Consider the following 21,913-nt stretch of genomic DNA (forward strand, 5'->3'; position numbering starts at 1 on the left):
CAGTTCCGCGAGCCGATCGTCACGCCTGCGCGGGACCCGCCATCCCCCGTCCGGGGGACAGGACGCGCAGGTACTGCTCGACCTCGTGCTGAATCGCGGTCCGGCCGGGGCCCAGATATCGCCGCGGGTCGGAGAGGTCCGGGTGTGTCGCGAGGGTCGACCGGACCGATTCGGCCAGTGCGATATTCAGGCGGGTCGCGATGTTGATCTTCGCCATGCCGTGCCGGACGGCCGCGCCCAGGCCGGCGTCGGAGACGCCCGACGATCCGTGCAGTACCAGGGGGACCGGGAGTTTCGCGGCCAGGGCGGCGATCAGCTCGGTGTCCAGCACGGCATCGCGGGTGCGCATGGCGTGGGCGGAGCCGACCGCCACCGCCAGGGCGTCCACCCCGGTCGACGAGACGAAGGCGACGGCCTCGTCGGGATCGGTGCGCACACCGGGGGTGTGGGCACCGTCCTTGCCGCCGATCGCGCCCAGCTCGGCCTCCACGTGCACGCCGCGGTCGTGGCACCAGTGGGTGATGGCAGCGGTCGCCTCGACATTGGCGGCGTAGTCGAGGGCGGAGCCGTCGTACATGACCGAGGTGATGCCGAGTTCCACCGCCTGCGTGATCAATTCGCGGGAGGTGGCGTGGTCCAGGTGGACCGTGAGGGCGGCGGTGCTGTCGGCGGCCAGGTGCAGGCAGGCGTGCGCGAGCGGCTTCAGCCCCCGGTGGTAGTGGACGGTGTTCTCCGAAATCTGAAGCACTGCAGGACGATTCGTGGACTCGGCCGCGGCGGCGATGGCCTGCGCGTGCTCCAGGGTGATGACATTGAACGCGCCCAGTCCGCCGGGACGGGCGGCGGCGAGCAGTTCGGGGAGCGGGACCAGCGTCACGGGTGGGACTCCGGGATAGCGGTGACCTGGACGGCGGGGGCGAGGCGGTCGCGGAGCGTCAGGTCGATCTCGCCCGCCACCGGCATCACCACGGCCGCGGCGGAGGTCGCGACGGCATCGGTGAGCAGGGCGGGCCAGTCCGGCTCGCCCGGGGCCGCCAGCGCGCGGATCACCGCGGCCGCGGCGGCATCGCCCGCGCCGGTCGGATTGCCCGCCAACGGTTCCGGCAGTGTCGCGGACCAGGCCCCGGACACCGTCACGGCGACCACGCCGGCCGGGCCGCGGGTGGCGACCACGGCGCGGACACCGGCCGCCAGCAGTGGACCGGCGGCGGCCGCCACGGCCCGCGGGGTCTCGGCGACCACGCCGGTGAGACGTTCCAGCTCATCCTGATTGGGGGTGAGCACGACGCCGGGGACGGTGGCCGCGAGCTTCAGTGCCGGACCGTCGACATCGCACACGGCCGGCACGCCCGCCGCGACGGCCGTGCGCACCAGCTCGGCGGGCACCGCGTCGTCGACCCCGCCGGGCAGCGATCCGGAGATCACCAGCCCGCGCAGCTCGGGCAGCAGGAACGCGACGCGATCCAGCAGCCGGTCCACGGCGTGCGGCTCGTGCACGTACGCGCCCGGCTCCCACAGGCCGGTGGCGGTGCCGTCGCGGGATTCGCTGACCACCAGGGTGCGCCGGACCCACGGCAGGGCGGGCACGAAGTCGGCGGGGAATTCGGCGGCGGCCACCGCGGCGAAGGTGTGGTCGGCGAATCCCGTTGCCCGCACGCAGCTGCCGAGCTGGTACAGGATGCGGGTGACATTGACGCCCTTGCCGCCCAGGCGCTGCTCGACCGACAGCACCCGCTGGGCGCGCCCGCGTTCCAGGCGTTCGAGCCGGTAGGTCAGGTCGTAGGCGGGATTCATGGTGACGGTGAGGATCACGCCAGCCACCGTCCCCGCCGCAGCACTCGCCGCAGGTTCAGGTCGTCGTCGAGCACCACGGCGTCGGCGTACAGGCCCGGCCGCAGGTCGCCGACCTGATCCAGCCCGGTGGCATCGGCGGGGGTGGAGGTGACGGCCGCGACGGCGTCGTACAGCGGGACGCCGCACTCGCGCACCGCCCAGCGCAGGCAGTGCAGCAGGGTCGCGGTGCCGCCCGCCAGCGAGCCGCCCGGGACCCGGGCCACACCGTCGGTCACGGTGACGGGCCGCGGTCCCAGCCGGTACTGTCCGTCCGGCATGCCCGCGGCCTGCATGGCGTCGGTGACCAGCACCACGCGGTCGGGGGCGGCAGCGAAAACCAGTGCGCCGAAACCGGAATCGACGTGCACGCCGTCCCCGATGACCTCCACGAAGGCCTGCCGCTGGGCCGCCGCGACCAGGCCCGCCGCCACCGGCCCGGCCGCCCGATGATGCAGCGGCGGCATGCCATTGGCGAGATGGGTGACCAGGGTGGCGGACCCCTCCGGGCTCAGCGCCGCCCGGAAGCGGGCAAAGGTCGAATCGCTGTGGCCGACGGCGACCACCACGCCGCTGTCGGCCAATTGTTTGGCGGCGGTGTCGAATCCGGCACGTTCCGGGGCCAGGGTCATGACCCGCAGGCTGCCCTCGGCGGCCCGCAGCAGACGGTCGATCAGCGCGGGATCCGGATCGATGAGACAGCCGAGATCGTGTGCCCCGCAGCGGGTCCGGGACAGGAACGGACCCTCGACGTGGATGCCGGCGATGGCTCCGTCGGCGGCCAGCGTCCGCAGCACGGCGGCCTGGGCCACCATGGTGTCGGGCGCCGCGGTCACCAGGCTGGCGAGCACGCTGGTCGAGCCGTGCCGGTGATGGAAGGCCGCGGCCGCGCGCGCCTCCGCCGGGTCCTCGGTGTCGAAACGATGGCCGAAACCGCCGTGGGTGTGGATGTCCACCAGGCCGGGGACGATCGTGCCCGCGTATTCGGGCGGTAGTTCGCGGTGGGTCGTGGCCCATTCGGTGGCCGGTCGCACCGTGGCCACCCGCTCGCCCCGGATCGAGACGACACCGTCCTCCAGCACCCCCGCCCGGGTCACCACCCGGCCGCGCAATTCGAGTCCGCGCCGGGCGCTCATCGCAGTTCGCCCGTCCGCGCCAGGTGGGCAGCGCCGATCAGGCCGGCCCGAATACCGAACTCGCCCAGTGTGACCCGGGGGACGGGCGCCACCCGCAGCAGGGCGGTGAGCCGGGCGTGCAGGCCGTCGGTGAGGACCGCGCCCGCGCGGGCCAGGCCGCCACCGAGCACGATCAGCTCGGGGCAGCTCGCGTGCACGACACCCAGCAGGCCCGCGGCCAGCGCGTCGATGGCATCGTCGATTACCGCCCGGGCCGCCGGATCGGTATCGACAGCGGCGAAAACGGTTTCCGCGCCGGTGATTTCGCGGCCCGTGCGCGCGGCGTAGGCGCGGGCGATGGCCGGTCCCGACGCGACGGTCTCGACGCAGCCGGTATTGCCGCACGGGCAGGGCAGCCCGTCGCGGTAGCGCACGGGGATGTGGCCGTATTCCCCGGTCTGTGCGAGGCCGAGCTGCCCGGCGGGGGCGCGCACCAGGCGGCCGCCCACCGACAGCGTGCCGCTGATGCCGGTGCCGAGGATCAGCACGCAGACATCGTCGAGGCCGCGGCCCGCGCCGAAGCGCCATTCGGCCCAGCCCGCCACGGTCACGTCGTGGTCGATGAACACCGGCAGGCCCCAGCTGTCGGCGAAACGATGGCCCACCTTCACATTCCGCCAGCCGAGATTGCTACTGAACACCGCGATGCCGCGATCGGAGTCGACCAGCCCGGGCAGGACCACCGCCGCCCGCGCCACCCGCTGCCGGTCGCCCGGCGGCAGGGCCGCCAGCAGCTCGCGGCCGAGCCGTTCGATGCCGTCGAAGGCGGCCTCGCCGTGCGGTGTCCCGACGGTTGCCGCGCATCGGACGGCGCCGCCCGCATCGGTGATCTCGGCCTTGGTGGTGCCGCCCCCGACGTCCACGGCGAGCACCAGATCCGTTGCTGCGTCAGCCATCACGGCACACCCATCAGCTCAGGATGACCGATCGCGTCAGGTTGCGCGGGTGATCGGCGTCCAAACCCAGGTCGGCGGCCCGCAGCAGGCACAGCCGGTGCACTCGCACCAGCTCGGCCATGGGGTCGATGTCGTGCTGCTCGACATGCGCTCCGGTGGCGCGGACGTCGTCCGTGAGCCCGGGCGGCTGCGGGCCCAGCGCCCACACCGCGCGGCCGGGTCCGGCGATGCTGATGGGGCCGTGCCGGTATTCGGTGGACAGATAGGACTCGGTCCAGGAGCGGCAGGATTCGCGCAGCTTCAGCGCGGCCTCGTCGGCGAGCGCGGCGGCGAAATCCATTCCCACGAAAGTGATCTGCTCGGCATGGCGGATAACGTTCAGCGCATCGGGGTCGTGGTCGGCCAGCACGGCCCGGGCCTGCTCGATCACTGGGCGCAGATCCTCGCCGAGGTGCCAGCGCAGCAGCGCCAGCGTCGTTGTGGCGAACCGGGTTTGGACCACCGACCGCTCGTCCACCTCGTCGATGAGGATGGGGTCGGCCAACTCCAGCACCGGCGTGGCGGGGCTGGAGCTGATGACCGTGCGCGGAATTTCCTCGGGCAGTACGGAGATGGCGTCCAGCACCTCCGTGGTGGTGCCGGACCGGCAGATCACCAGATAGCGGTCGTAGCCGCGGCCGATCCCCGCGAGATCGCGCAGCCGCGGATCGCCCGCCGCCCAGGCGTCGGTGAGCCCCTGCCCGGCGGATTCGCGCAGTGCCGCGAAGGCGCGGGCCATGAACAGCGAGGTGCCGCAGCCGAGTACGGCCACCCGTTCGCCCGAAACGGGCAGCAGGTGGCGGTGCGCGGCGGCGGTGGCCGCGGCGCGGGCCCAGTCGTCGGGCTGGGTGGCCACTTCGCGGGCGAGATGGGATCCGGCGGCCAGATGGCTTGCGGGGATGGAGATTCGATTTGCCTCGGGCAGCACGTACCCAGGATCAGCCCAGTGATCGTTCCTGTCAATTTTCCCGGTCAAACGATCACATTCGAGCAGACTTCGCGTTAGATTCGGACATACCGAATCGTTCGCTTCATTCATCATCCGCGATTCGAGTCGCAGGGTGTGCAGATTGAGGAGCCCTTGTCGTGAAACGTCCACTGCGCGGCGCACTTTCCTCGGTGGCGCTGCTGACCGGCCTGGTGCTGACGGTGTCCTCCTGCGGTTTCGGCGGGAGCAAATCCGACGACTCGGACCCCAATACGCTCACCTTCCTCGCGCCGACCTACAGCGACGGGACCAAGGCCGAGTGGGACGCCATCATCGCGGATTTCCAGCAGGCCAATCCGGACGTCAAGGTCAAACTCTCGATGGAGTCCTGGGATTCGATCAATGACGTGGTGCGCACCAAACTGCAGTCCAAGGGCACCACGCCCGACATCCTGAACATCGACGCCTACTCGACCTTTGCCACCGACGGCCAGCTGTACCCGGCCACCGATATCGCCGACCCGGCGGTGATCGCCGACATCCAGCCCGGCTTCGCGAAGAACGCGTCCATCGACGGAACCCAGTGGGCGCTACCGCTTTTCGCCTCCACCCGCACGCTGTTCTACAACACCGAGCTGTTCGCCAAGGCGGGCATCGGCGTACCGCCCCGGACGTGGACGGAGCTCACCGACGACGCCAAGAAGATCCAGGCGCTCGGCGGCGTCTCCGGGTACGGGCTGCCGCTGGGCAGCGAGGAAGCCCAGGGCGAGACCTCGATCTGGACCTTCGGCGCGGGCGGCACCTGGTCCGACGGTGACAAGGTCACCGTCGACACCCCGCAGAACCTCGAGGGCGTGCGGGCCATGAAGGCCATCGCGGACGCCGGTGCGACCGAACCGAATCCGGGCGCCACCAACCGGCTCGACGTCATCAACGCGTTCATCCAGGGCAAGATCGGCATGATCGAGGGGCTGCCGCCGACCATCAGCCAGATCGCCGCCAAGAATCCGAGCCTGAAGTACGCCACCGCGCCCTCGCCGACCAAGACCGGCGACCCGTCCACCCTCGGTGTGGCCGACCACCTGATGGCCTTCAAGAAGGACGGCACCAAGGCCGCGGCCATCAAGAAGTTCCTCAGCTACTTCTACTCCGCGGCCGTCTACGCCAAGTTCGTCAGCGGCGAGCACTTCATCCCCATCACCACCAGCGGTGCGGCCGCGCTCACCGACGATCCCGTCACCAAGGCGTTCGCCGCCACCCTCCCGGTCGCCAAGTTCTATCCGAGCAACAACCCGAAATGGGGTGCCGCACAGGGCGCCATCCGGCAGCAGATGGGCACGATCGCGCAGGGCAGCGACCCGGCCTCGGTGCTGCAGAAGATTCAGCAGGCGGCGAGTTGAGGGGCGTCGCCTCCCATCGATCCACGGCCACGCTGCGCGCGTTGCCGTGGATCGGCCCTGTGCTGGTCCTGATCGCGGCGGTGGTGGCGTACCCGGCCGGGTACATGATCTGGACTTCGACCCGCGACCTGAGCGCCTACGGGACCGACCGCGGCCCGGCCGGATTCGCCAACTTCCGCAGGCTGTTCGCCATCGACGAGCTGCCCGCGATCCTGGCGCACACCGTGGTGTGGGTGGTAGCGGTCGTGGTGATCACACTGGTGCTCTCGGCCGGGCTGGCACAGTTCCTGAACAAGGACTTCCCGGGGCGGACGGCGGTGCGGCTGGCCATCCTGGTGCCGTGGGCGGCGTCGGTGGTCATGACGACCACCATCTTCGACTACCTGCTGGATCCGGATGTGGGGATCGCCAACCGGTTCCTGGTCGATATCGGGGTGCTGGACCGGGGTTTCGGATTCACCAAGGAGCCGGGGCCGGCGTTCCTGGTGGCCATCGGGGTGGCGGTGTTCGTGTCCGTGCCGTTCACTAGCTACACGATTCTGGCTGGGCTGCAATCGATTCCGGCCGATATCGATGAGGCGGGGCGGGTCGATGGGGCGAGCTCCTGGCAGCGATACCTGTATCTGACACTGCCGCAACTGCGTCCGGCCATGGCGGTGGCGACGGTCATCAACATCATCAACTCGTTCAACTCGCTGCCGATCCTGCAGGTGCTGACCGGCAGCATCGCGGGCTTCTCGGCGGACACCACGACCACGTTGACCTTCAAACTGATTCGGCAGAATCAGCAGGTCGCGACGGCGGCCGCGATGAGCGTGCTGAATTTCGTGCTGATCCTGGCGATCATCGCGATCTATGTGAAGCTGATCCGGCCCGCCGGCGAGGAGGCGCGATGACCCGGCGGCGGTGGGGTCTCACGGCTGTCGGCGCGGTGCTGGCGGCGGTGTTCCTGCTGCCGTATCTGGTGATGGTGCTCGGGTCGCTGAAGCCGCGTTCGGAGATCCTGCGGATCCCGCCGACCTACCTGCCGCGGCAGTGGCGGCCGGACAACTACGCCACCATGTGGCACACGCCGGAGACGCCGCTGCCGTTCAATCTGGTGAGCACCCTGGTGATCTCGGTGTTCGGGACGCTGCTGGTGCTGGTGGTGGCCATTCCGGCCGCGTATTACACCGCGCGGCGGCGGTTTCCGGGCAAGACGCTGTTCCTGGGTCTGGTCCTGGTCACCCAGATGCTGCAGCCGACCGTGCTGGTGACCGGCCTGCTCCGCGAGTTCTTCACCCTCGGCATCAACGACACCTGGCTGGCCATGATCCTGGTGAACGGGGCGTTCAATCTGTCGTTCGCGGTGTGGATCCTGCACAGCTTCTTCGCCGGGGTACCGGTCGAGGTGGAGGAGGCCGCCCAGCTGGACGGGCTGAACCGCTGGCAGATCCTGACCCGGGTGAGTCTGCCGCTGGTGTGGCCCGGCATCGTCACCGCCACCGTGTTCGCCTTCGTCTCGTGCTGGAACGAATTCGCAGCCAGCCTGGTCATTCTCACCACGCCGGAGAATCAGCCGCTATCGGTGGCGCTCACCAAGTTCGTCGGGCAGTACGACGTGGCTTGGCAATACGTGTTCGCCATCTCTACCGTCGGCATCGTGCCCGTCGTGATTCTGTTCGCGCTCATCGAGAAGCGCCTGGTCGCCGGCCTCACCGCCGGCAGCGTCAAATGACCGCTCCCGCAGACCGTTCCCGGCGCTGGAATCGCCTGCTGGAACTGCTCGCCGACGCCGGCCGCCTCTCGGTCGAAGAGGCCGCCGCCCGCCTCGGCGCTTCCCCCGCCACCATCCGGCGCGACTTCACCGCCCTCGCAGACCAGGGCCTGGCCACCCGCACCCACGGCGGCATCGTCGCCACCGCCGTCGCCTACGACCTCCCAGCCCGCTACCGCGGCAGCGCCGACGAGCCCAAACAGCGCGTCGCCGAACACGCTGCGGCCCTGATCGATCCGGCCGAAGTGGTCGCCCTCAACGGCGGCACCACCACCACGGCCGTGGCCCGCGCCCTGGCCGGCCGCCCCGACCTCCCCACCTCCACCGACCACGAACTCACCATCGTCACCAACGCCCTCAATATCGCCGCCGAACTGGTCCTGCGCCCCCACCTGCGCACCATCTGCCTCGGCGGCCTGGCCCGCCGCGAGTCCTACGAACTCCACGGCCCCCTGGCCGCCCTGGCGCTGGCCGAATTACGCCTGGACACCGTGATTCTCGGCGTCGGCGCGATCTCCGCCGAGGGCGGCGCCCAATGCCGCCACCTCGACGAGGCCGGCATCAATGCCGAAATGGTCCGCCGCGCCCACCGCGTCATCGCGGTCGCCACCGCCGACAAACTGAACCGCACCGCCCTCGCCCGCATCTGCCCCATCGACGCCATCCACGTCCTGGTCATCGACCGCGACGCCGACCCCGCCGCCCTCACCCCCATCCGCGACGCGGGCGTCGAGGTCCACCTGGTCTGAGCGCGGCCGAATCAGTTCGGGCGCAGCACGATCAGGCCCGGGACCGTGGTGAGGTACTGGGTCAGGGGGGTGTCGACGACCTGGTTGTTGGCGGTCAGGGAGGACGCGTTGCGGAACATCGGGCCGTTCGGGGTGCTGATGAAGACGCCCACGTGGGAGACGTCGAGGCCGGCGTCGGGGGTGTAGGCGCCGAGATAGTCGCCGGTGTGGAGGGCGGTGATGACGGCGTTGTCGAAGGAGCGGCTGGGGATGTAGGTGATGTCGCGGTCCACCACGGGGATGCCCGGAAGATAGTTGCCGCCATCGGCTTTCGCGTTGAGGTGTTTGGTGACGGTGATCGCGGCGGGGGTGAGGATGGGGGTGATGTCGGTGGCGGCGATGCCGTTGACGGTGGCCCAGTCGGTGAAGAAGTGCTTGCGGCGGGTGAATTCGACCTGGCCGTCGGCGTAGCGGGTGGCCACCAGGTTCTGGATGAAGTCGGCGCGGGTGGTGGAGCGGCTCAGGGCCTCCACGTAGTCGAGGTAGGTGAAGCAGTCGACGCGGCGGAAGTCGATGACCAGCTGCTCGGGCTGGGTGGCGGAGCCGATGAGCATGTTCGCGCCGTAGGGGTGCCGAGGAAGTGGCTGGAGAGCTGGGCGATGGCGTCGGTCCGGGTGCCCGTGGTCGAGTTGCGCACGGCGAGCAGCTCGTCCAGCTGCTGCGAGGTGGCCTCGTCGAGCGCCGGGTCGGCAGGGATGGCCATGGCCTGGGAAGGCAGCAGGGCCAGCGCGGAGACCAGCGTGGCCAGCATCAGCAGGATTCGGGTGACTGTGCGCAATACCCCTCCATCGGAACGAGACGTGCAGATCGAACCTAACAGCCGCCGTCGAGCGCTGAGCCACAGTCTGACCCACGAACGGCGAGGTCAGCCGAGCAGCCCGCCGAACATGCCGCCCGACTGCCCGGCCTCCTGACCACCGCCGGTGCCGCCGATGAAACCGCCCGGCGGCAGCTCGGAGGGCTGCACGATGACGAAGCCGCGGCCCGAGAACGACAGGGTCAGGCCCTCGCCGGTGCTGCGGCCGATCAGGCGGCTGAAACCGAACGAGTCATTGCGCTTGATGCCGGTCTGCAGGCTCGACGACCAGGCCACCGCGGCCTGCGGATCGGCGTAGGTCGGCTGGTCGACATTCAGCACCACGGGGGAGCCGTGGGTGGTGATGGCGATCCGGCCACGACCGGTGAAGACGCAGTTGAAGAAGCCCGCATTGCTGGCGTACCCTGCCGCGCCCTGGACCCTTTGGATGTTGTAGGACAGCGTGGAGTCGAAGGCCAGCACGTTCGCGCCATTGATGGTCAGGCCGTCGGTGCCGTCCAGGTCCACGATGTGCACATCGGAGGCGGCATTGGCCAGGAACAGATCCCCGCGCCCCGACACCTGCATGAGCGGCACGCCCTCACCGGTGAGCCGCTGCTGGATCGCCCGCCCGATCCCACCCGACCCGAGCGCCTTGAAGTGCAGCTCGCCCTGATAGGCGACCATCGATCCGGCCCGTGCCAGGGTCTCCCCGTCGACGGCCACCCGGATCATCTTGCCGCCCTGCTTCTGAATGCCGTAACCGCTGACCTCGGCATGATTCGGATGGAACAGCTCGCTCTGCACGGACGGAACTCCTTGTGGCGCGGAATGATTCGGGACGGGGGCCGCGGGCGGATAGGGCGGCGGCGCGAAAGACTGCGGGGCCATGGGCATCTGCTGCGGCGCGGCCGGCGGCTGGAATTGCTGGGCCGGCAGGGTGGGCGGCGGCAACGGCATCGGCTGCGCTGCGGGATTGGGTTGTGTCGGCAGGTATTGCGCGGGTTGCGGCTGCTGGGGTGGCGCGGCCGATTGCGGCGGGAGGGCCTGCGCCGGAAGCGCAGGGGCGGGCGGGGCCTGCACCGGCGGCTCGGGGTCGTCGTCGATGGTCACGCCGAAGGCTTCGGCCAGTCCGGCCAGGCCGTTGTCGTAGCCCTGGCCGACCGCGCGCACCTTCCAGGCGTCGCCGCGGCGGTAGATCTCCACGCAGACGACGGCTGCCTCGCTGGTCAGGCCGTTCATCGGGAAAGTCAGTGTGCCCGCGGGGGATCCGATGGCGGCGGTGAGCGTCCCGGCGGCGGCGAAGGTGGCGGGCCCGCTGCCGTCGAGGCTGGCGGTGATGGCGACTCGATCCACGTCGGCGGGCAGGGCGGAGGTCTGGACGTCCACCATGTCCCCGGCCCCGCGGCCGTGCCGGTAGACCACGCCGGGACCGACCGGTTGGTTGAAGAAGATGAAGTCCCCGTCCGACCGCACCCGCCCATTCGCGCCCAGGAGCAGCGCGGACACATCGACTGCGGCGGAGCAGGTCACGGTGACCGTCATCCGGTCGGCGGGCGCTGGTCGATTCTCCCCGCGCGCGAGCGCCGTCACCACTGCACCTCACTGCAGGCGCGGACCGGTGCGGGCAATAGGCGATTCACAGCATCCAGTTTCTCGAATGCCCGAACCAATGGCCATCCGGGTATTCCCCCAGATGCCGCAGCTCTCACTCGCCTGAGCCCCGGAACGCGGGCAGCGCCGGGATCAGCGTTGCCGCGAAATCACGAATACGCTGTGGCGGAAAGGCTTCGGGATCGGCCAGCACCAGCCGCCCCGCCTCCCAGAACAACGCATACATGGTGCGAGCGGTGAGCTGGACATCCACCGCTGCCTCGCGCTCCGCCGGGACCGCCTCGCGCACGAAGGTTTCCAGCGCCGCGATGAATGCCTGCCGCCCGCGATCCAGCCGTCGCCGGAAGGTCGGGGTGCTGGAATCGACCAGCTGGAACACCGCCCGCCATCGATCCGGAGCGGCCTGCACCGCGGACAGGAAATGCTCGACGCTGTCGGTCATGGCCCGCACCGGATCCCCGATGGAGGCCAGCGGCACGGCGGAAGCCAGCTGCGCCAATGCCGCGGCCTCCTCGCGGTCCAACGAGGCGCGCAGCAGGGCGTCGGAATCCTCGAACAGCCCGTAGATCACCGGCCGGCTGACACCCGCCTCCCGCGCCACCGTGTCGATGGACACCTTGTGAATGCCCTGCTCGACGATCACGCGCAGGACCGCGTCCAGCAGCTGTTCCCGTCGCTGTTCGGGAGCCATGCGCGGCGCGTACGCCCGGTTTCGACGCTCGGCCATGCTCGCTGTCCGCCTCTCTGATCAGGGCCTGTCTTGACAACCGGCACCGCTGCGCAAATACTACACTCACTGTAGCTACACAGACTGTAGCTTTTCTGGGAGGTCGCAATGGCGCGTCGTTACTGCATCATCGGAGCCGGGTACACCGGGCTGGCCGTGGCGAAGGCCTTCACCGATCTCGGCCTGGACTACGACCATGTCGAGGCCACCGATGCCATCGGCGGCAACTGGTCGCACGGGGTGTACGACTCGACGTACCTGATCAGCTCGAAGGACGTCACCGAGTACCCGGACTACCCGATGCCGGACCATTACCCGGACTTCCCGAGTGCCGCGCAGATGCGCGACTATCTGCGCGCCTTCGCCGCGGAGTTCGGGCTGGACCACCGAATCGAATTCGGCGCACTGGTGACCGACGTCGCGCCGCTGGACGAGTCCGGCACGGCCGGGTGGCGAGTCGAATTCGGGGGCGGCGGGGTACGCGAATACACCGGCGTGGTGGTCGCCAACGGCCACTACTGGGACATCAACATTCCCTCGTACCAGGGTGAATTCACCGGCAAGCAGATCCATTCCAAGCACTACAGGCGCCCCGCTGACCTGGACGGCCCGCGCGTGCTGGTGGTCGGGGCCGGGAACTCCAGCTGCGACCTGGCCGTGGAAGCCGCCGTCACGTTCGGGAATTCCGAGATCTCGCTGCGCCGCAGCTACTGGTTCATCCCCAAGTACGTCTTCGGCATCCCGAGCGGCAGATTCGACATCGGTTCGGTGCCGATTCCGAAACCGGCGCAGGAGGCCGTGTTCCGCTCGATCGTCGCGCTGGGGATGGGCAGCTTCGGCAGCTTCGGGCTGGAGAAGCCCGCCCACCGGATCTTCGACCAGGATCTGGTGGTCAACCAGCAACTGCCGTATTTCCTCAAGCACGGCCGCATCGCGGTCCGGCCGGAGATCGCCCGATTCGACGGCCGCGCGGTGCATTTCACCGATGGCACCAGCGGTGAATACGACACCATCGTCTGGGCGACGGGATTCCGGACGACCTTCCCATTCCTGCGCGAGGGCCTGCTCGAGTGGGACCGCGGCCAGCCCCGGCTGGTCGCGCACAGCTTCGCACCCGGCCTGGCCAACCTGTACTTCGCCGGTCTGGTCGCACCCCGATCGGGCGCGGGCATGCTGCTCATGAACGCCTCCCGCCTGCTCGCCGAATGCGCGCTGCTGCAACAGCGCCTGCGCACTCCGCTCGGCGACCTCTACGCCCGCATCGCCGAGCCGTCCGGCGAGATCCTCGCGGGCGGACCGGAATTGCGATGGGAGGTGCTGCGGGGCCGGTTCCTGGTGCGCGCCATGACCCAACTGTCAACCTTGCTCACCCTGCTGCCCGGAGCGACCGCCGCCGACGTGTCACCACCGCCGAGCCCGGTGCGCGACCTGCCGCGCGCCGTCCTGCGCCCGATCCTCGCCGCCGCCCGGCGCATCGCCTGACCTCCGATTCCCTTCCGCGACACCAGGAGTCATTCATGCCACCCAAGACCCGCGCCCCCCGCATCGTCGCCGTGGGCAGTCCGCTCACGCTGCCCTGCGGCGTGACACTGCCCAACCGGCTGGCCAAGGCCGCCATGAGCGAGCAGCTCGGCGATATCGACGGCGGGCCCGGCCAGACCCTGACCCGCCTCTACAGCGCGTGGGGCCGCGGCGGCGCCGGACTGCTGATCACCGGCAATGTCATGATCGATCGCCGCGCCTATGTCGAACCCCGCAATGTGACCCTCGAGGACGACCGGCGCTTGGAGTCCGTGAGCAATTGGGCACGGGCGGGTTCCCGTGCGGGCGCGGTGATGCTCATGCAGATCAATCACCCGGGCCGGGTGGCGGTCGGTCCGCTGCACCGCCGCCCGGTCGGCCCGTCGGCGCTGCGTCCCCAGGTGATCGGGTACAACCTGCGCAAACCGCGCGCCCTGTCGGTCGCGGACATCGCGGATCTGCGCCGCCGTTTCGCCCGTACCGCGGAACTGGCTGTGGCGGCGGGCTTCTCGGGTGTGCAGGTGCACGCCGCGCACGGCTATCTGCTGTCGCAGTTCCTGTCTCCGCTGGCCAATCAACGCGCCGACGGGTACGGCGGCAACCCGGAGAATCGCCGCCGCTTCCTGCTCGAGGTGATCGCCGATGTACGAGAGGCCATCGGTCCGACGGCGATTCTCTCGGTGAAGCTGAACTCGGCCGATTTCCAGCGTAGGGGGCTGGAAGAAGACGAATCGCTGGACGTGGCGCTCGCGCTCGAGCAGGCGGGAATCGATCTGCTGGAGATCTCCGGCGGCAATTACGAGGCCCCGGCCATGACCGGTGTGGTGCAGGACAGCACCCGCGAGCGTGAGGCGTACTTCCTGCGCTACGCCGAGCAACTGCGCGCCCGCTCGAGGATGCCGCTCATGCTGACCGGCGGCATCCGCACCCAGGACTTCATGAACGAGGTGCTGGCCCGGGGCGCGGTCGACGTGATCGGGCTGGGCCGCCCGTTCGCCGTGCGCCCGGATATCGCCGCCGACCTGCTGGAGGGCACCGCGGAACCGGTGGTGCTCCCGACTGCGCCCCGTATCCCGCTACCCCTCGCGCCCGTCAACTCCTACCTCCAACTCGCCTGGCACGCGGCGAATTTCCGCCGCATCGCCGCCGGTGAGAAGCAGGTGAGCGGTCCGGGCGCGCTGCGCACCCTGGTCGCTGCCGGGATGACCGTGACCGCCCGCGCACTGACCCAGTTCTGATCGAGGAGCCAACGATGAGCCTGCCCACTCCAACACCCACCTCCCGGGCCGTCGTCACCGGAGCGTCCTCCGGTATCGGCGTCGCCCTGGCCGAAGAGCTCGCCCGCCTGGGGCATTCGCTGCTCCTGGTGGCCCGTCGCGAAGACCGGCTGCGCGAGCTGGCCGACCGGCTCGGCGCCCGCCACGGCATCGAGGCCGAGATCCGTGCCGTCGACCTGTCCGAGCGCGGCGAGCGTTCGAAACTGTGCGATGAACTGGCCTGCCGCGACATCGCCGTGCTCTGCAACAACGCCGGCTTCGCCACCTACGGCGACCTGGCGAGCGCGAGCCCGGCCCGCGAGCATCAGCAGGTCGAGCTGAATTCCGTTGCCGTGCACGACCTCACGCTGGCGGTGCTGCCCGCCATGGTGGAACGCGGCGCCGGCGCGATCCTGATCACCGGATCCACCGCGGGCAACCAGCCCGGCCCGGGCAATGCCACCTACGCCGCCACCAAGGCGTTCGCCAATACCCTCGCCGAATCACTCCACTCCGAGCTGGCAGGCACCGGTGTGACCTGCACCCTGCTCGCGCCCGGCCCGGTACGCACCGAGTACACCGAGGTCGCCGAGGTCCCGAACCTGGACAAGCTGGTCCCGGGCCCGCTCTGGGTGAGTGCGGAACAGGCGGCGCGCGAAGCGATTTCGGGCCTGGCCGCGGGACGCCGCCGCGTAGTGCCGGGTGCTTTCGCCAAGGTCCAGACGGTCGGCGGCCAGTACGCCCCGCGTGCGCTGATCGGTCCGATCCTGCGCACCGTCTATCGAAAGGCGAAGTGACATGGTCTGGGAACCCGCCATCCGGACCCTGGGCCGATCCCTCGGCGGCGACCTGCGCCGCGTGCTGGCCATGGGCGATCCGCGCCGCAGCCTGTACCGGGACGCCCACTACTTCAGCGCGACGGTCGAAGTCGATCCCGACCGCATGCGGCAATGGCTGCCCGCCGGGGTCCGGCTCGCCGAGCCGGCCCGCGCCGATCTGTTCACCGCCTGCTTCCCGGACAACAATTTCGAGTCGCCCGGGTACCACGAAGCCGGTGTGTTCGTCCACGTGAAGACAATGCAGGGCACCGGAATCCACTGCCCGTGGATGATTCTCGACGACGACGTGGCCTTGATCATCGGCCGCGAACTGCTCGGCTATCCGAAGAAGCTGGGCGAGGTCGACTGGTCGGTCACCGACACCGAGATCCGTGCGGAGGCCACCCGTCGCGGGCACAAACTGCTCAGCATGAACGGGCGACTCGGCGAGGTCATCACCGATCCGCCGCCCATCCTGGCCCGCCCGCACCGCAATGTCGTGGGGCTCGCCGGGCTGTTCCCGTCCTGGCTGGTGGCCTTCACCCCGCGCGAGAGCGTCGTCGAGGTCCGCCGCATCGAGGACTTCCGGCTGGAAGTGCACGGATCCGAACGCGATCCCCTCGACCAGATGGGTATCGGCCGGGTCATCGAAGCCCGCCTGCACCGGGTCGACCTGCTGGGCGTGTGGGTACCTCCGATTCCGCTGCGTCCCCTCACCCCGCTGTTCGGCCTCACTCGCATGCGGCCCCGGATCCTGTGACCGCCGTACCATCGACCGTGCCCCCCAGGAGGCTCGCATGAGCATCGCCGAACGTCTCGTCACCGAGCCGCTCGCCATTCCGCGCCCGGCCACCACCGCGCCGTTCGCCCGGATCGACACCTTCGACAAGGCCCTGTCCGCACGCGGCGGTTTCGGTCCCCGGCTGCGCGTCGCTCGCACGGCCGCACCGGACTTCCGCTGCGGCGTGAGACATTCCGTGGGGATGGCGTTTTCGCTGATCGCCCAGATCTTCCCCTCCAGCGAACTGACCGGTGCACTACTCAATCCCGGCACCTCGCCCACGTTCACCCACCGCGCCATCCGGCACGGCTGACTCCAGGCGGTACCCATGACCACCGCGTCCTCCCCGGCCACACCCGGCTTCTTCGCCGGGTTGCTCGATCCGGCCAATCGGGCCGACCCGTATCCGCTCTACGACAGCATGCGCGAGCACGGACCGGTGCGGCTCGGGGCCGGGCCGGTGATCGTGCTGACCTCCTACCGGGATTGCGCGACAGTGCTGCGGCATTCGGCGGCGGTGGTGGACCGTCGGCATGCGACCCTGACGCTGGGGCCCACACCCACCCACGATCTCGCGGGCGACCGGGCGGGGGAGCTGGCGGGAACCCACTCGTTCCTCTTCCGGGACGCCCCCGATCACACGCGATTGCGGCGGCTGGTCGCCAAGGCGTTCACCCCCGCGGTCGTGCACGCGATGGCGCCGCGTATCACCGCCATCGCCGATGCCGCGCTGGACCGGGCCGCCGAGCGCGGGCGCCTCGACATGGTGGCAGATCTGGCGTACCCGCTGCCGATCACGGTGATCTGCGAACTGCTGGGTGTGCCGCTCACCGATGAGCCGCGTCTGCGGGCGTGGTCGACCGTGCTCGCCCGCACCCTCGATCCCGTGTCCGGCACAGCGACGGCCGGCCGGCCCGATCCAGGCGAGCTGGTACTCGCGAACAACGAATTGCACGACTACTTCGAACAATTGGCGCGCGAACGGCGTCGGCGGCCCGGTGCGGACCTGCTCTCGGCGCTCATCGCGGCTGAGGAATCCGGCGACGCGCTGTCCCACGAGGAGCTCATCGCGACCTGCGGCCTACTGCTGATCGCCGGTCACGAGACCACCGTCAACCTCATCTCCAATGCCACCCTGGCGCTGCTGCACCACCGTCACCATCTGGCCATCCTGCGCACCGCCGCACCCTTCGCCGGGCCGGTGATCGAGGAGACCCTGCGCTACGACCCGCCGGTGCAACTGGTTCCGCGCATCGCCCGCGACCCGATTACCTTGCCGGGCATCGAGATCGCGGCGGGCGACATGATCATCATGCTGCTCGCCGCCGCCAACCGCGATCCGGAGGTCTTCGCGGAGCCCGGTCGTTTCGATCCGGCCCGCGAGAACCGGCACCTGGCCTTCGGTCTCGGCCAGCACTTCTGCCTGGGCGCACCGCTGGCCCGGCTGGAGGCCGATATCGCCGTGACCCGATTCGCGCGGCGGGTGCGCGAACCCCGGCTCGACTGCGACAGTCCGCCGTATCGGGAACATGTCACGCTGCGCGGACCGGCCGCGATCCCGTTGTCCTACACCGAGATTCTGCCCGCTAGCGGCGATTCATGAGCGCGCCGAGGGCATCGGTGCCGGTGGTGCGGGAACCGCCCGCGAAGGCCAGTCCGGCCAGCGAGCGTTCGGCCGCCTCGGCGTGGCCCGCACCGCAGGCGTCGGTCACCACGATGGGCAGGTAGCCGAGGTCGGTGGCGTGCCGCACCGTGGGTTCGATGCCGACCTCCAGGGCGATGCCCGCCACCGCGAACGCGCCGATTCCCAAGTCCCGCAGGGCGATATCGAGCGGCGTCGCGGCGAAGGCGGACATGGTGATCTTGTCGAAGACGACCTCGTCGGGACCCGGGGACAGCTCGGGCACCAACTGGTACTGCGGCGAGCCCTGCGCGAAAGCGGCCCGCACTTCGGCCGGATCGTCCACGTGCTGCCACTCCATGGCGGTGCGCAGCTGTGAAATCCCCGCCGCCGCCGGAGGGATCGACATGTGGCGGGTGTAGAAGACGCGGAAACCGTTCGCCCGCGCCGCATCCCGCAACCGCACGCAGGATTTCACGATGCTCTCGCCGTCGGGCAGCTGCCCCACGATGCCGACCTGCATGTCGTAGATCAGCAGCGCCATGCGTTCCGGGTGGCAGACGTCCTCGACGGTCTGCGGAATGGTCAGGCCGTAGGCTTGTCGCATGACGGCCTCACCGGGTGCGGTCGTAGGGTTCCGCGACATCCACCGAGGCGTCCATCAGCGCCTCGATCGGCAGCGGCGCCGTGACCGGCACATACGTCCACTCCAGGAACCCCTTCTTGGTGAGCGGGAAGTCGTTCACGTAGCGCTGCGCCTCCTCGACACTGTCGACCTCGAACACGATGACCACCCCCGGCTCGTCGGCGCGGGCATAGTTCTCCCGCACGATGCCCGCTTTCCACAGCCGCCACACATTGGCGACCTCCTCGGGCAGATACGGGGTGATGGTCTCCAGCGTGACGCCGGGCTTGAATCGATCGAATGTAATGACCTTCATGGGAATTCATGAAAGTCCCATGATTACAGTCTTACAAGAACGCACTTTTCGGTAAGTACCGGAGGCGAGATGCCGGCGAAGCGCTACCACTGCCCGGTCGAGGTGACCGTCGATCTGATCGGGGGCAAATGGAAGGCGGTCATTCTGGCGCACCTCAAGGAGGGGGTGCGGCGGTATGGGGAGTTGCGGCGGCTCATGCCGGACACCAGCGAGAAGATGCTGGTTCAGCAGTTGCGGGAGCTGGAGTCCGATGGGCTGGTGCGGCGCACGGTATTTCCCGCCGTCCCGCCGCAGGTGGAGTACGACCTCACCGACGAGGGGTGGAGTCTGGTCCCGGTGTTGACCGCGCTCTACGAGTGGGGTGAGAAGCGGAGCGCGCGAACGGGTCTCGTCATCGAGACGCCGTGACGCGCCCCGCGTCCGGGTTCGTCAGGCGGCGCGGTCGGTGCGCTCCGTGTGGTCCGGTCCGATGCCGTCCGCCTCGCACTGCGCCCGGTGCATGGCGCACCGGTACTTCGGCCCCGGCTTGATGAAGGCGGGGTCCAGCCGCTGGGCGAAGGTGAGGTTGTCACGCCGCCAGCAATCGATGCACACCGGCTCCTTCATGGCGTCCTCCTCGGTCATCGCTCGCGAAAGGTATGCGCGAGAGGGATTCCCATCCCCGGCCTGATTCGGATATACCCTCGGCAACTCTTCCATAACGGATGCGGTCAAATAGCCGACCGGTCGGTTTCCTATCTGTGGTCGGGGGAGCGCCGGAGGCAGGCGATCAGGCCGCCCAGGATGACCATGTAGACGATGACATAGCAGTTCAGGAGGATCTGCGAGATCGGCCAGGACGGCGGGAACAGGAACCAGCCGACCACCACCCAGCGATCGGTCCAGTGGTAGGCCCAGGCGCCGGTGGACAGGTAGAGGAAACCGGCCGCCGACCACCAACGCGGTTCCGACGCGGCACGGTTGATCAGGTAGACGAACAGCGGCAGGAACCAGACCCAGTGGTGGTTCCAGGAGAACGGGGAGACCGCGCACGAGGTCAGGCCCGCGGTGGTGACGGTGAGCAGTCTCTCGCCGCGGCTGTAGAGCGCCGCCGCGAGCAGCAGGCCGCCGACCGCGACCGGGACGGCGATCAGCAGCCACAGCCACTGCGGCACCTGATGGCCCGTGAGATGGGCGATCGCGCCCCGCAGCGACTGATTGGCCGGCTGGGTATCGGGGGCGATGCGATCCGACTGGAAGAACGTCCTGGTCCAGTACTGCTTCGAATCGGACGGGAGGACGGCGCCGGCGACCAGGATCGTCATGACGAAGCTGGTCGCGGCCACCACGGCCGCCCGCCACTGCCGCAGCACCAGGAATTGCGCCACGAAATACAGCGGCACCAGTTTGATGCCCGCGGCCAGCCCGGTGCCCACGCCGCGCAACCGGCTGCCCTCCGGGCGCGAGAAGTCCCAGAGGATCAGCGCCATCAGGACGAGATTGATCTGGCCGTAGTACAGCGTGGTGCGCACCGGCTCCAGGAACATGGCCGTCGCCGCCAGCAGGGCGCTGATCCCGGCGAGCCGCCAGGTGAGTCGGTGGCCGAGTACGCGCCAGCACAACAGGACACAGCCGTAGAGCACGCAAATGTTCAGTGCCAGCCAGGAATTCGTGACGTAGCCCCACGGCACCATCAGGATCGGCAGGAACATCAGCGTGGAGAACGGCGTGTAGGTGTAGGACAGGCCGCGATGCGTCGTCTCGGTGTAGAGCGGATGGTCGTGGTAGATCTTCCACGCGCCGTCCCGGTACACGTGGACGTCGAAGCCGCCGGCCAGAAAACCCACCTGGTCCAGCCACGGATCCACGGTCGTGAAGATCAGCACCAGCGACAGCACCGCACCGAAGGCCAGCACGATCAGCGTCGTCCTGCGCCACGCCGGTGGTGGCCCACCGGAATCCGCAATGACAGCACCGTCGTTCGTCCTTGCACCGATCAACACCAAACCCACCTCGGATGTGCGATACACACTGCCGGGCTCGAGAAATGCTGAACACGAACGCTTCAGCCCACCCGCCTTGACGCTCCCGGCCAGCGGCCGGCCGATCCGCGCTCTGCGTAGCGCGAATTCGGATTCTCAGCACCCTACCGTCCACAGCGGACGGTGCGGTCACATGCCCGACCGCGTGGTCTGGAGTGATAGGCGGCGCGCATTGGCGATGATGGCGTCGGCCAGCGCCTGCTCCGGATCCGCCAGCCGGGTGCGGCGGTGCATGAGAACGAAATCCAGCTCCCCCAATTCGGGGAGCCGGGGGTCGGTGAGCGGGACCAGCCCGTCGGGCAGCACACCCGCCGCGTGCGCGATCACCCCGAGCCCGGCCAGGGCCGCCGCCCGCAGTCCGAGCAGGCTGTCGCTGACACACACGACCCGGCAGGTGCGGCCCGCGTGCTCGAGCGCGCGCAACGCCTGCTGCCGGGTCAGGCTCGGCTCCGGATAGGTGATCAAGGGCACAGGATCCTCGAATTCCGTTGTGGCCGAACGCCCCGCCCACACCAGCCGGTCCCGCCACAGCAGCGTGCCGTGCCGCTCGCCCGGCAGCCGCTTGCCGAAGACCAGGTCGAGTTCGCCTGCGGCCATGCGGGATTTGAGGGTCTCGCTCAGGCCGACGGTGAGCTCGAGATCCACGCCCGGATGGGTGCGCTGGAACTCCACCAGGATGTCGGAAAGCGCCCGGGCCATCACATCGTCGGACGCGCCCAGCCGGACCAGGCCGGTGAGGGCGGAACCGGAGAAGTAGGCCTGGGCCTGGGCCTGCGCGTCGAGGATGGCGCGGGCGAAGCCGATCATGGCCGCGCCGTCGGCGGTGAGCGCCAGATTGCGGGTGTCGCGGCGGAACAGCTCCCGCCCGGCGGCCTGTTCCAGCCGGGCGATATGGCCGCTCACGGTGGACTGGCGCAGGCCCAGCTGACGGCCCGCGGCGGTGAAGCCGCCGGCCCGCTCCACGGCCAGGAAGGTGCGTAGCAGCTCGGGTTCGAACATGCCGGT

At 69.5% G+C, this 21,913-nt stretch carries 25 protein-coding genes; 11 read left to right on the forward strand and 14 right to left on the reverse strand.

Annotation, left to right across the window (positions count from 1 at the left end):
* Nucleotides 1-19: 19 nt before the first annotated feature.
* From ABZV44_RS26640 to ABZV44_RS26660, 5 genes are read right to left on the reverse strand one after another with little or no spacing between them, the layout of a single operon-like run.
* The gene (locus ABZV44_RS26640; protein WP_354841625.1) at nucleotides 20-877 is read right to left on the reverse strand and encodes a class II fructose-bisphosphate aldolase; all 858 of its coding nucleotides are present in this window, start codon (nucleotides 875-877) and stop codon (nucleotides 20-22) included.
* Nucleotides 874-1,812: a hexose kinase gene (locus ABZV44_RS26645; RefSeq protein ID WP_354841627.1), complete on the reverse strand. Its 939-nt coding sequence runs from the start codon at nucleotides 1,810-1,812 to the stop codon at nucleotides 874-876. Before ABZV44_RS26645 ends, ABZV44_RS26640 begins: the two co-directional genes overlap by 4 nt.
* On the reverse strand, nucleotides 1,809-2,966 hold the full coding sequence (locus tag ABZV44_RS26650; RefSeq protein WP_354841630.1) for an N-acetylglucosamine-6-phosphate deacetylase: 1,158 nt from the start codon (nucleotides 2,964-2,966) through the stop codon (nucleotides 1,809-1,811). The genes ABZV44_RS26645 and ABZV44_RS26650 overlap by 4 nt, the downstream gene beginning before the upstream one ends.
* Nucleotides 2,963-3,901 carry an ROK family protein gene (locus ABZV44_RS26655; protein ID WP_354841633.1) on the reverse strand — a complete coding sequence of 313 codons (939 nt, stop codon included), beginning with the start codon at nucleotides 3,899-3,901 and terminating at the stop codon, nucleotides 2,963-2,965. The genes ABZV44_RS26650 and ABZV44_RS26655 overlap by 4 nt, the downstream gene beginning before the upstream one ends.
* A gap of 13 nt (nucleotides 3,902-3,914) precedes the next feature.
* A complete protein-coding gene (locus ABZV44_RS26660) occupies nucleotides 3,915-4,868 on the reverse strand; it encodes a sugar isomerase (protein WP_354841636.1) in 954 nt (317 codons plus the stop codon).
* 158 nt (nucleotides 4,869-5,026) lie between these two features.
* Between ABZV44_RS26660 and ABZV44_RS26665 the strand changes: the two genes are divergently transcribed.
* The 4 genes from ABZV44_RS26665 to ABZV44_RS26680 are packed head-to-tail and all read left to right on the forward strand — an operon-like array spanning nucleotide 5,027 to nucleotide 8,773.
* Entirely contained in the window at nucleotides 5,027-6,268 is a 1,242-nt protein-coding gene (locus ABZV44_RS26665; RefSeq protein WP_354841639.1) for an extracellular solute-binding protein, read from the forward strand.
* Nucleotides 6,265-7,164 (forward strand): sugar ABC transporter permease, encoded by a 900-nt coding sequence (locus tag ABZV44_RS26670; protein ID WP_354841642.1) that lies wholly within the window; start codon nucleotides 6,265-6,267, stop codon nucleotides 7,162-7,164. Before ABZV44_RS26665 ends, ABZV44_RS26670 begins: the two co-directional genes overlap by 4 nt.
* Nucleotides 7,161-7,985, forward strand: coding sequence for a carbohydrate ABC transporter permease (locus tag ABZV44_RS26675; RefSeq protein ID WP_354841645.1), 825 nt, complete (start codon nucleotides 7,161-7,163; stop codon nucleotides 7,983-7,985). The genes ABZV44_RS26670 and ABZV44_RS26675 overlap by 4 nt, the downstream gene beginning before the upstream one ends.
* Nucleotides 7,982-8,773: a DeoR/GlpR family DNA-binding transcription regulator gene (locus ABZV44_RS26680; protein ID WP_354841648.1), complete on the forward strand. Its 792-nt coding sequence runs from the start codon at nucleotides 7,982-7,984 to the stop codon at nucleotides 8,771-8,773. Before ABZV44_RS26675 ends, ABZV44_RS26680 begins: the two co-directional genes overlap by 4 nt.
* A gap of 11 nt (nucleotides 8,774-8,784) precedes the next feature.
* Here ABZV44_RS26680 and ABZV44_RS26685 read toward each other — a convergent pair whose 3' ends face one another.
* The 4 genes from ABZV44_RS26685 to ABZV44_RS26700 all read right to left on the reverse strand — a co-directional run bounded on the left by ABZV44_RS26685 (nucleotide 8,785) and on the right by ABZV44_RS26700 (nucleotide 11,949).
* Nucleotides 8,785-9,366, reverse strand: a complete 582-nt coding sequence (locus ABZV44_RS26685; RefSeq protein ID WP_354841651.1) for an N-acetylmuramoyl-L-alanine amidase-like domain-containing protein — start codon at nucleotides 9,364-9,366, stop codon at nucleotides 8,785-8,787.
* On the reverse strand, nucleotides 9,273-9,590 hold the full coding sequence (locus ABZV44_RS26690; protein WP_354841654.1) for a hypothetical protein: 318 nt from the start codon (nucleotides 9,588-9,590) through the stop codon (nucleotides 9,273-9,275). Before ABZV44_RS26690 ends, ABZV44_RS26685 begins: the two co-directional genes overlap by 94 nt.
* A gap of 87 nt (nucleotides 9,591-9,677) precedes the next feature.
* Entirely contained in the window at nucleotides 9,678-11,153 is a 1,476-nt protein-coding gene (locus ABZV44_RS26695) for an AIM24 family protein (RefSeq protein WP_354841823.1), read from the reverse strand.
* Between the two features lie 163 nt (nucleotides 11,154-11,316).
* Nucleotides 11,317-11,949 (reverse strand): TetR/AcrR family transcriptional regulator, encoded by a 633-nt coding sequence (locus ABZV44_RS26700; protein WP_354841656.1) that lies wholly within the window; start codon nucleotides 11,947-11,949, stop codon nucleotides 11,317-11,319.
* 108 nt (nucleotides 11,950-12,057) lie between these two features.
* Here ABZV44_RS26700 and ABZV44_RS26705 point away from each other — a divergent pair, with 108 nt between their 5' ends.
* From ABZV44_RS26705 to ABZV44_RS26730, 6 genes are read left to right on the forward strand one after another with little or no spacing between them, the layout of a single operon-like run.
* Nucleotides 12,058-13,431, forward strand: a complete 1,374-nt coding sequence (locus ABZV44_RS26705; RefSeq protein ID WP_354841659.1) for an NAD(P)-binding domain-containing protein — start codon at nucleotides 12,058-12,060, stop codon at nucleotides 13,429-13,431.
* 35 nt (nucleotides 13,432-13,466) lie between these two features.
* Nucleotides 13,467-14,708, forward strand: a complete 1,242-nt coding sequence (locus ABZV44_RS26710) for an NADH:flavin oxidoreductase/NADH oxidase family protein (RefSeq protein ID WP_354841662.1) — start codon at nucleotides 13,467-13,469, stop codon at nucleotides 14,706-14,708.
* A 14-nt stretch (nucleotides 14,709-14,722) separates the two neighbouring features.
* Nucleotides 14,723-15,523: an SDR family oxidoreductase gene (locus ABZV44_RS26715; protein WP_354841664.1), complete on the forward strand. Its 801-nt coding sequence runs from the start codon at nucleotides 14,723-14,725 to the stop codon at nucleotides 15,521-15,523.
* A gap of 1 nt (nucleotide 15,524) precedes the next feature.
* Nucleotides 15,525-16,304 carry an acetoacetate decarboxylase family protein gene (locus ABZV44_RS26720; protein ID WP_354841667.1) on the forward strand — a complete coding sequence of 260 codons (780 nt, stop codon included), beginning with the start codon at nucleotides 15,525-15,527 and terminating at the stop codon, nucleotides 16,302-16,304.
* 37 nt (nucleotides 16,305-16,341) lie between these two features.
* Nucleotides 16,342-16,638 (forward strand): hypothetical protein, encoded by a 297-nt coding sequence (locus tag ABZV44_RS26725; protein ID WP_354841670.1) that lies wholly within the window; start codon nucleotides 16,342-16,344, stop codon nucleotides 16,636-16,638.
* Between the two features lie 15 nt (nucleotides 16,639-16,653).
* Nucleotides 16,654-17,928, forward strand: coding sequence for a cytochrome P450 (locus ABZV44_RS26730; RefSeq protein ID WP_354841673.1), 1,275 nt, complete (start codon nucleotides 16,654-16,656; stop codon nucleotides 17,926-17,928).
* Here the strand turns inward: ABZV44_RS26730 and ABZV44_RS26735 are convergent.
* Nucleotides 17,912-18,553, reverse strand: a complete 642-nt coding sequence (locus tag ABZV44_RS26735) for a cysteine hydrolase (protein WP_354841676.1) — start codon at nucleotides 18,551-18,553, stop codon at nucleotides 17,912-17,914. The two genes, ABZV44_RS26730 and ABZV44_RS26735, sit on opposite strands and share 17 nt — an antisense overlap.
* 7 nt (nucleotides 18,554-18,560) lie before the next feature.
* Nucleotides 18,561-18,887, reverse strand: coding sequence for a hypothetical protein (locus ABZV44_RS26740; RefSeq protein WP_213557582.1), 327 nt, complete (start codon nucleotides 18,885-18,887; stop codon nucleotides 18,561-18,563).
* Nucleotides 18,888-18,956: 69 nt separating this feature from the next.
* Between ABZV44_RS26740 and ABZV44_RS26745 the strand changes: the two genes are divergently transcribed.
* The gene (locus ABZV44_RS26745; RefSeq protein ID WP_354841679.1) at nucleotides 18,957-19,295 is read left to right on the forward strand and encodes a helix-turn-helix domain-containing protein; all 339 of its coding nucleotides are present in this window, start codon (nucleotides 18,957-18,959) and stop codon (nucleotides 19,293-19,295) included.
* 21 nt (nucleotides 19,296-19,316) lie between these two features.
* Here the strand turns inward: ABZV44_RS26745 and ABZV44_RS26750 are convergent, their stop codons facing one another.
* The 3 genes from ABZV44_RS26750 to ABZV44_RS26760 form a co-directional block, all read right to left on the reverse strand.
* Nucleotides 19,317-19,511, reverse strand: a complete 195-nt coding sequence (locus ABZV44_RS26750; RefSeq protein WP_354841682.1) for a hypothetical protein — start codon at nucleotides 19,509-19,511, stop codon at nucleotides 19,317-19,319.
* 110 nt (nucleotides 19,512-19,621) lie between these two features.
* Nucleotides 19,622-20,869: a glycosyltransferase 87 family protein gene (locus ABZV44_RS26755; protein WP_354841685.1), complete on the reverse strand. Its 1,248-nt coding sequence runs from the start codon at nucleotides 20,867-20,869 to the stop codon at nucleotides 19,622-19,624.
* Between the two features lie 168 nt (nucleotides 20,870-21,037).
* The gene (locus ABZV44_RS26760) at nucleotides 21,038-21,907 is read right to left on the reverse strand and encodes a LysR family transcriptional regulator (protein ID WP_354841687.1); all 870 of its coding nucleotides are present in this window, start codon (nucleotides 21,905-21,907) and stop codon (nucleotides 21,038-21,040) included.
* Nucleotides 21,908-21,913 lie beyond the last annotated feature (6 nt).

It is taken from the genome of Nocardia sp. NPDC004860 (assembly GCF_040609015.1).
GTDB lineage: Bacteria > Actinomycetota > Actinomycetes > Mycobacteriales > Mycobacteriaceae > Nocardia.

Coding starts and splice junctions, on each gene's coding strand:
- ABZV44_RS26725 (WP_354841670.1), top strand. CDS start 16,342: ATGAGCATCGCCGAACGTCTCGTCACCGAGCCGCTCGCCATTCCGCGC.
- ABZV44_RS26715 (WP_354841664.1), top strand. CDS start 14,723: ATGAGCCTGCCCACTCCAACACCCACCTCCCGGGCCGTCGTCACCGGA.
- ABZV44_RS26650 (WP_354841630.1), bottom strand. CDS start 2,966: ATGAGCGCCCGGCGCGGACTCGAATTGCGCGGCCGGGTGGTGACCCGG.
- ABZV44_RS26695 (WP_354841823.1), bottom strand. CDS start 11,153: ATGACGGTCACCGTGACCTGCTCCGCCGCAGTCGATGTGTCCGCGCTG.
- ABZV44_RS26750 (WP_354841682.1), bottom strand. CDS start 19,511: ATGACCGAGGAGGACGCCATGAAGGAGCCGGTGTGCATCGATTGCTGG.
- ABZV44_RS26705 (WP_354841659.1), top strand. CDS start 12,058: ATGGCGCGTCGTTACTGCATCATCGGAGCCGGGTACACCGGGCTGGCC.
- ABZV44_RS26740 (WP_213557582.1), bottom strand. CDS start 18,887: ATGAAGGTCATTACATTCGATCGATTCAAGCCCGGCGTCACGCTGGAG.
- ABZV44_RS26685 (WP_354841651.1), bottom strand. CDS start 9,366: ATGCTCATCGGCTCCGCCACCCAGCCCGAGCAGCTGGTCATCGACTTC.
- ABZV44_RS26675 (WP_354841645.1), top strand. CDS start 7,161: ATGACCCGGCGGCGGTGGGGTCTCACGGCTGTCGGCGCGGTGCTGGCG.
- ABZV44_RS26745 (WP_354841679.1), top strand. CDS start 18,957: ATGCCGGCGAAGCGCTACCACTGCCCGGTCGAGGTGACCGTCGATCTG.
- ABZV44_RS26720 (WP_354841667.1), top strand. CDS start 15,525: ATGGTCTGGGAACCCGCCATCCGGACCCTGGGCCGATCCCTCGGCGGC.
- ABZV44_RS26730 (WP_354841673.1), top strand. CDS start 16,654: ATGACCACCGCGTCCTCCCCGGCCACACCCGGCTTCTTCGCCGGGTTG.
- ABZV44_RS26680 (WP_354841648.1), top strand. CDS start 7,982: ATGACCGCTCCCGCAGACCGTTCCCGGCGCTGGAATCGCCTGCTGGAA.
- ABZV44_RS26735 (WP_354841676.1), bottom strand. CDS start 18,553: ATGCGACAAGCCTACGGCCTGACCATTCCGCAGACCGTCGAGGACGTC.
- ABZV44_RS26700 (WP_354841656.1), bottom strand. CDS start 11,949: ATGGCCGAGCGTCGAAACCGGGCGTACGCGCCGCGCATGGCTCCCGAA.
- ABZV44_RS26710 (WP_354841662.1), top strand. CDS start 13,467: ATGCCACCCAAGACCCGCGCCCCCCGCATCGTCGCCGTGGGCAGTCCG.
- ABZV44_RS26760 (WP_354841687.1), bottom strand. CDS start 21,907: ATGTTCGAACCCGAGCTGCTACGCACCTTCCTGGCCGTGGAGCGGGCC.
- ABZV44_RS26655 (WP_354841633.1), bottom strand. CDS start 3,901: ATGGCTGACGCAGCAACGGATCTGGTGCTCGCCGTGGACGTCGGGGGC.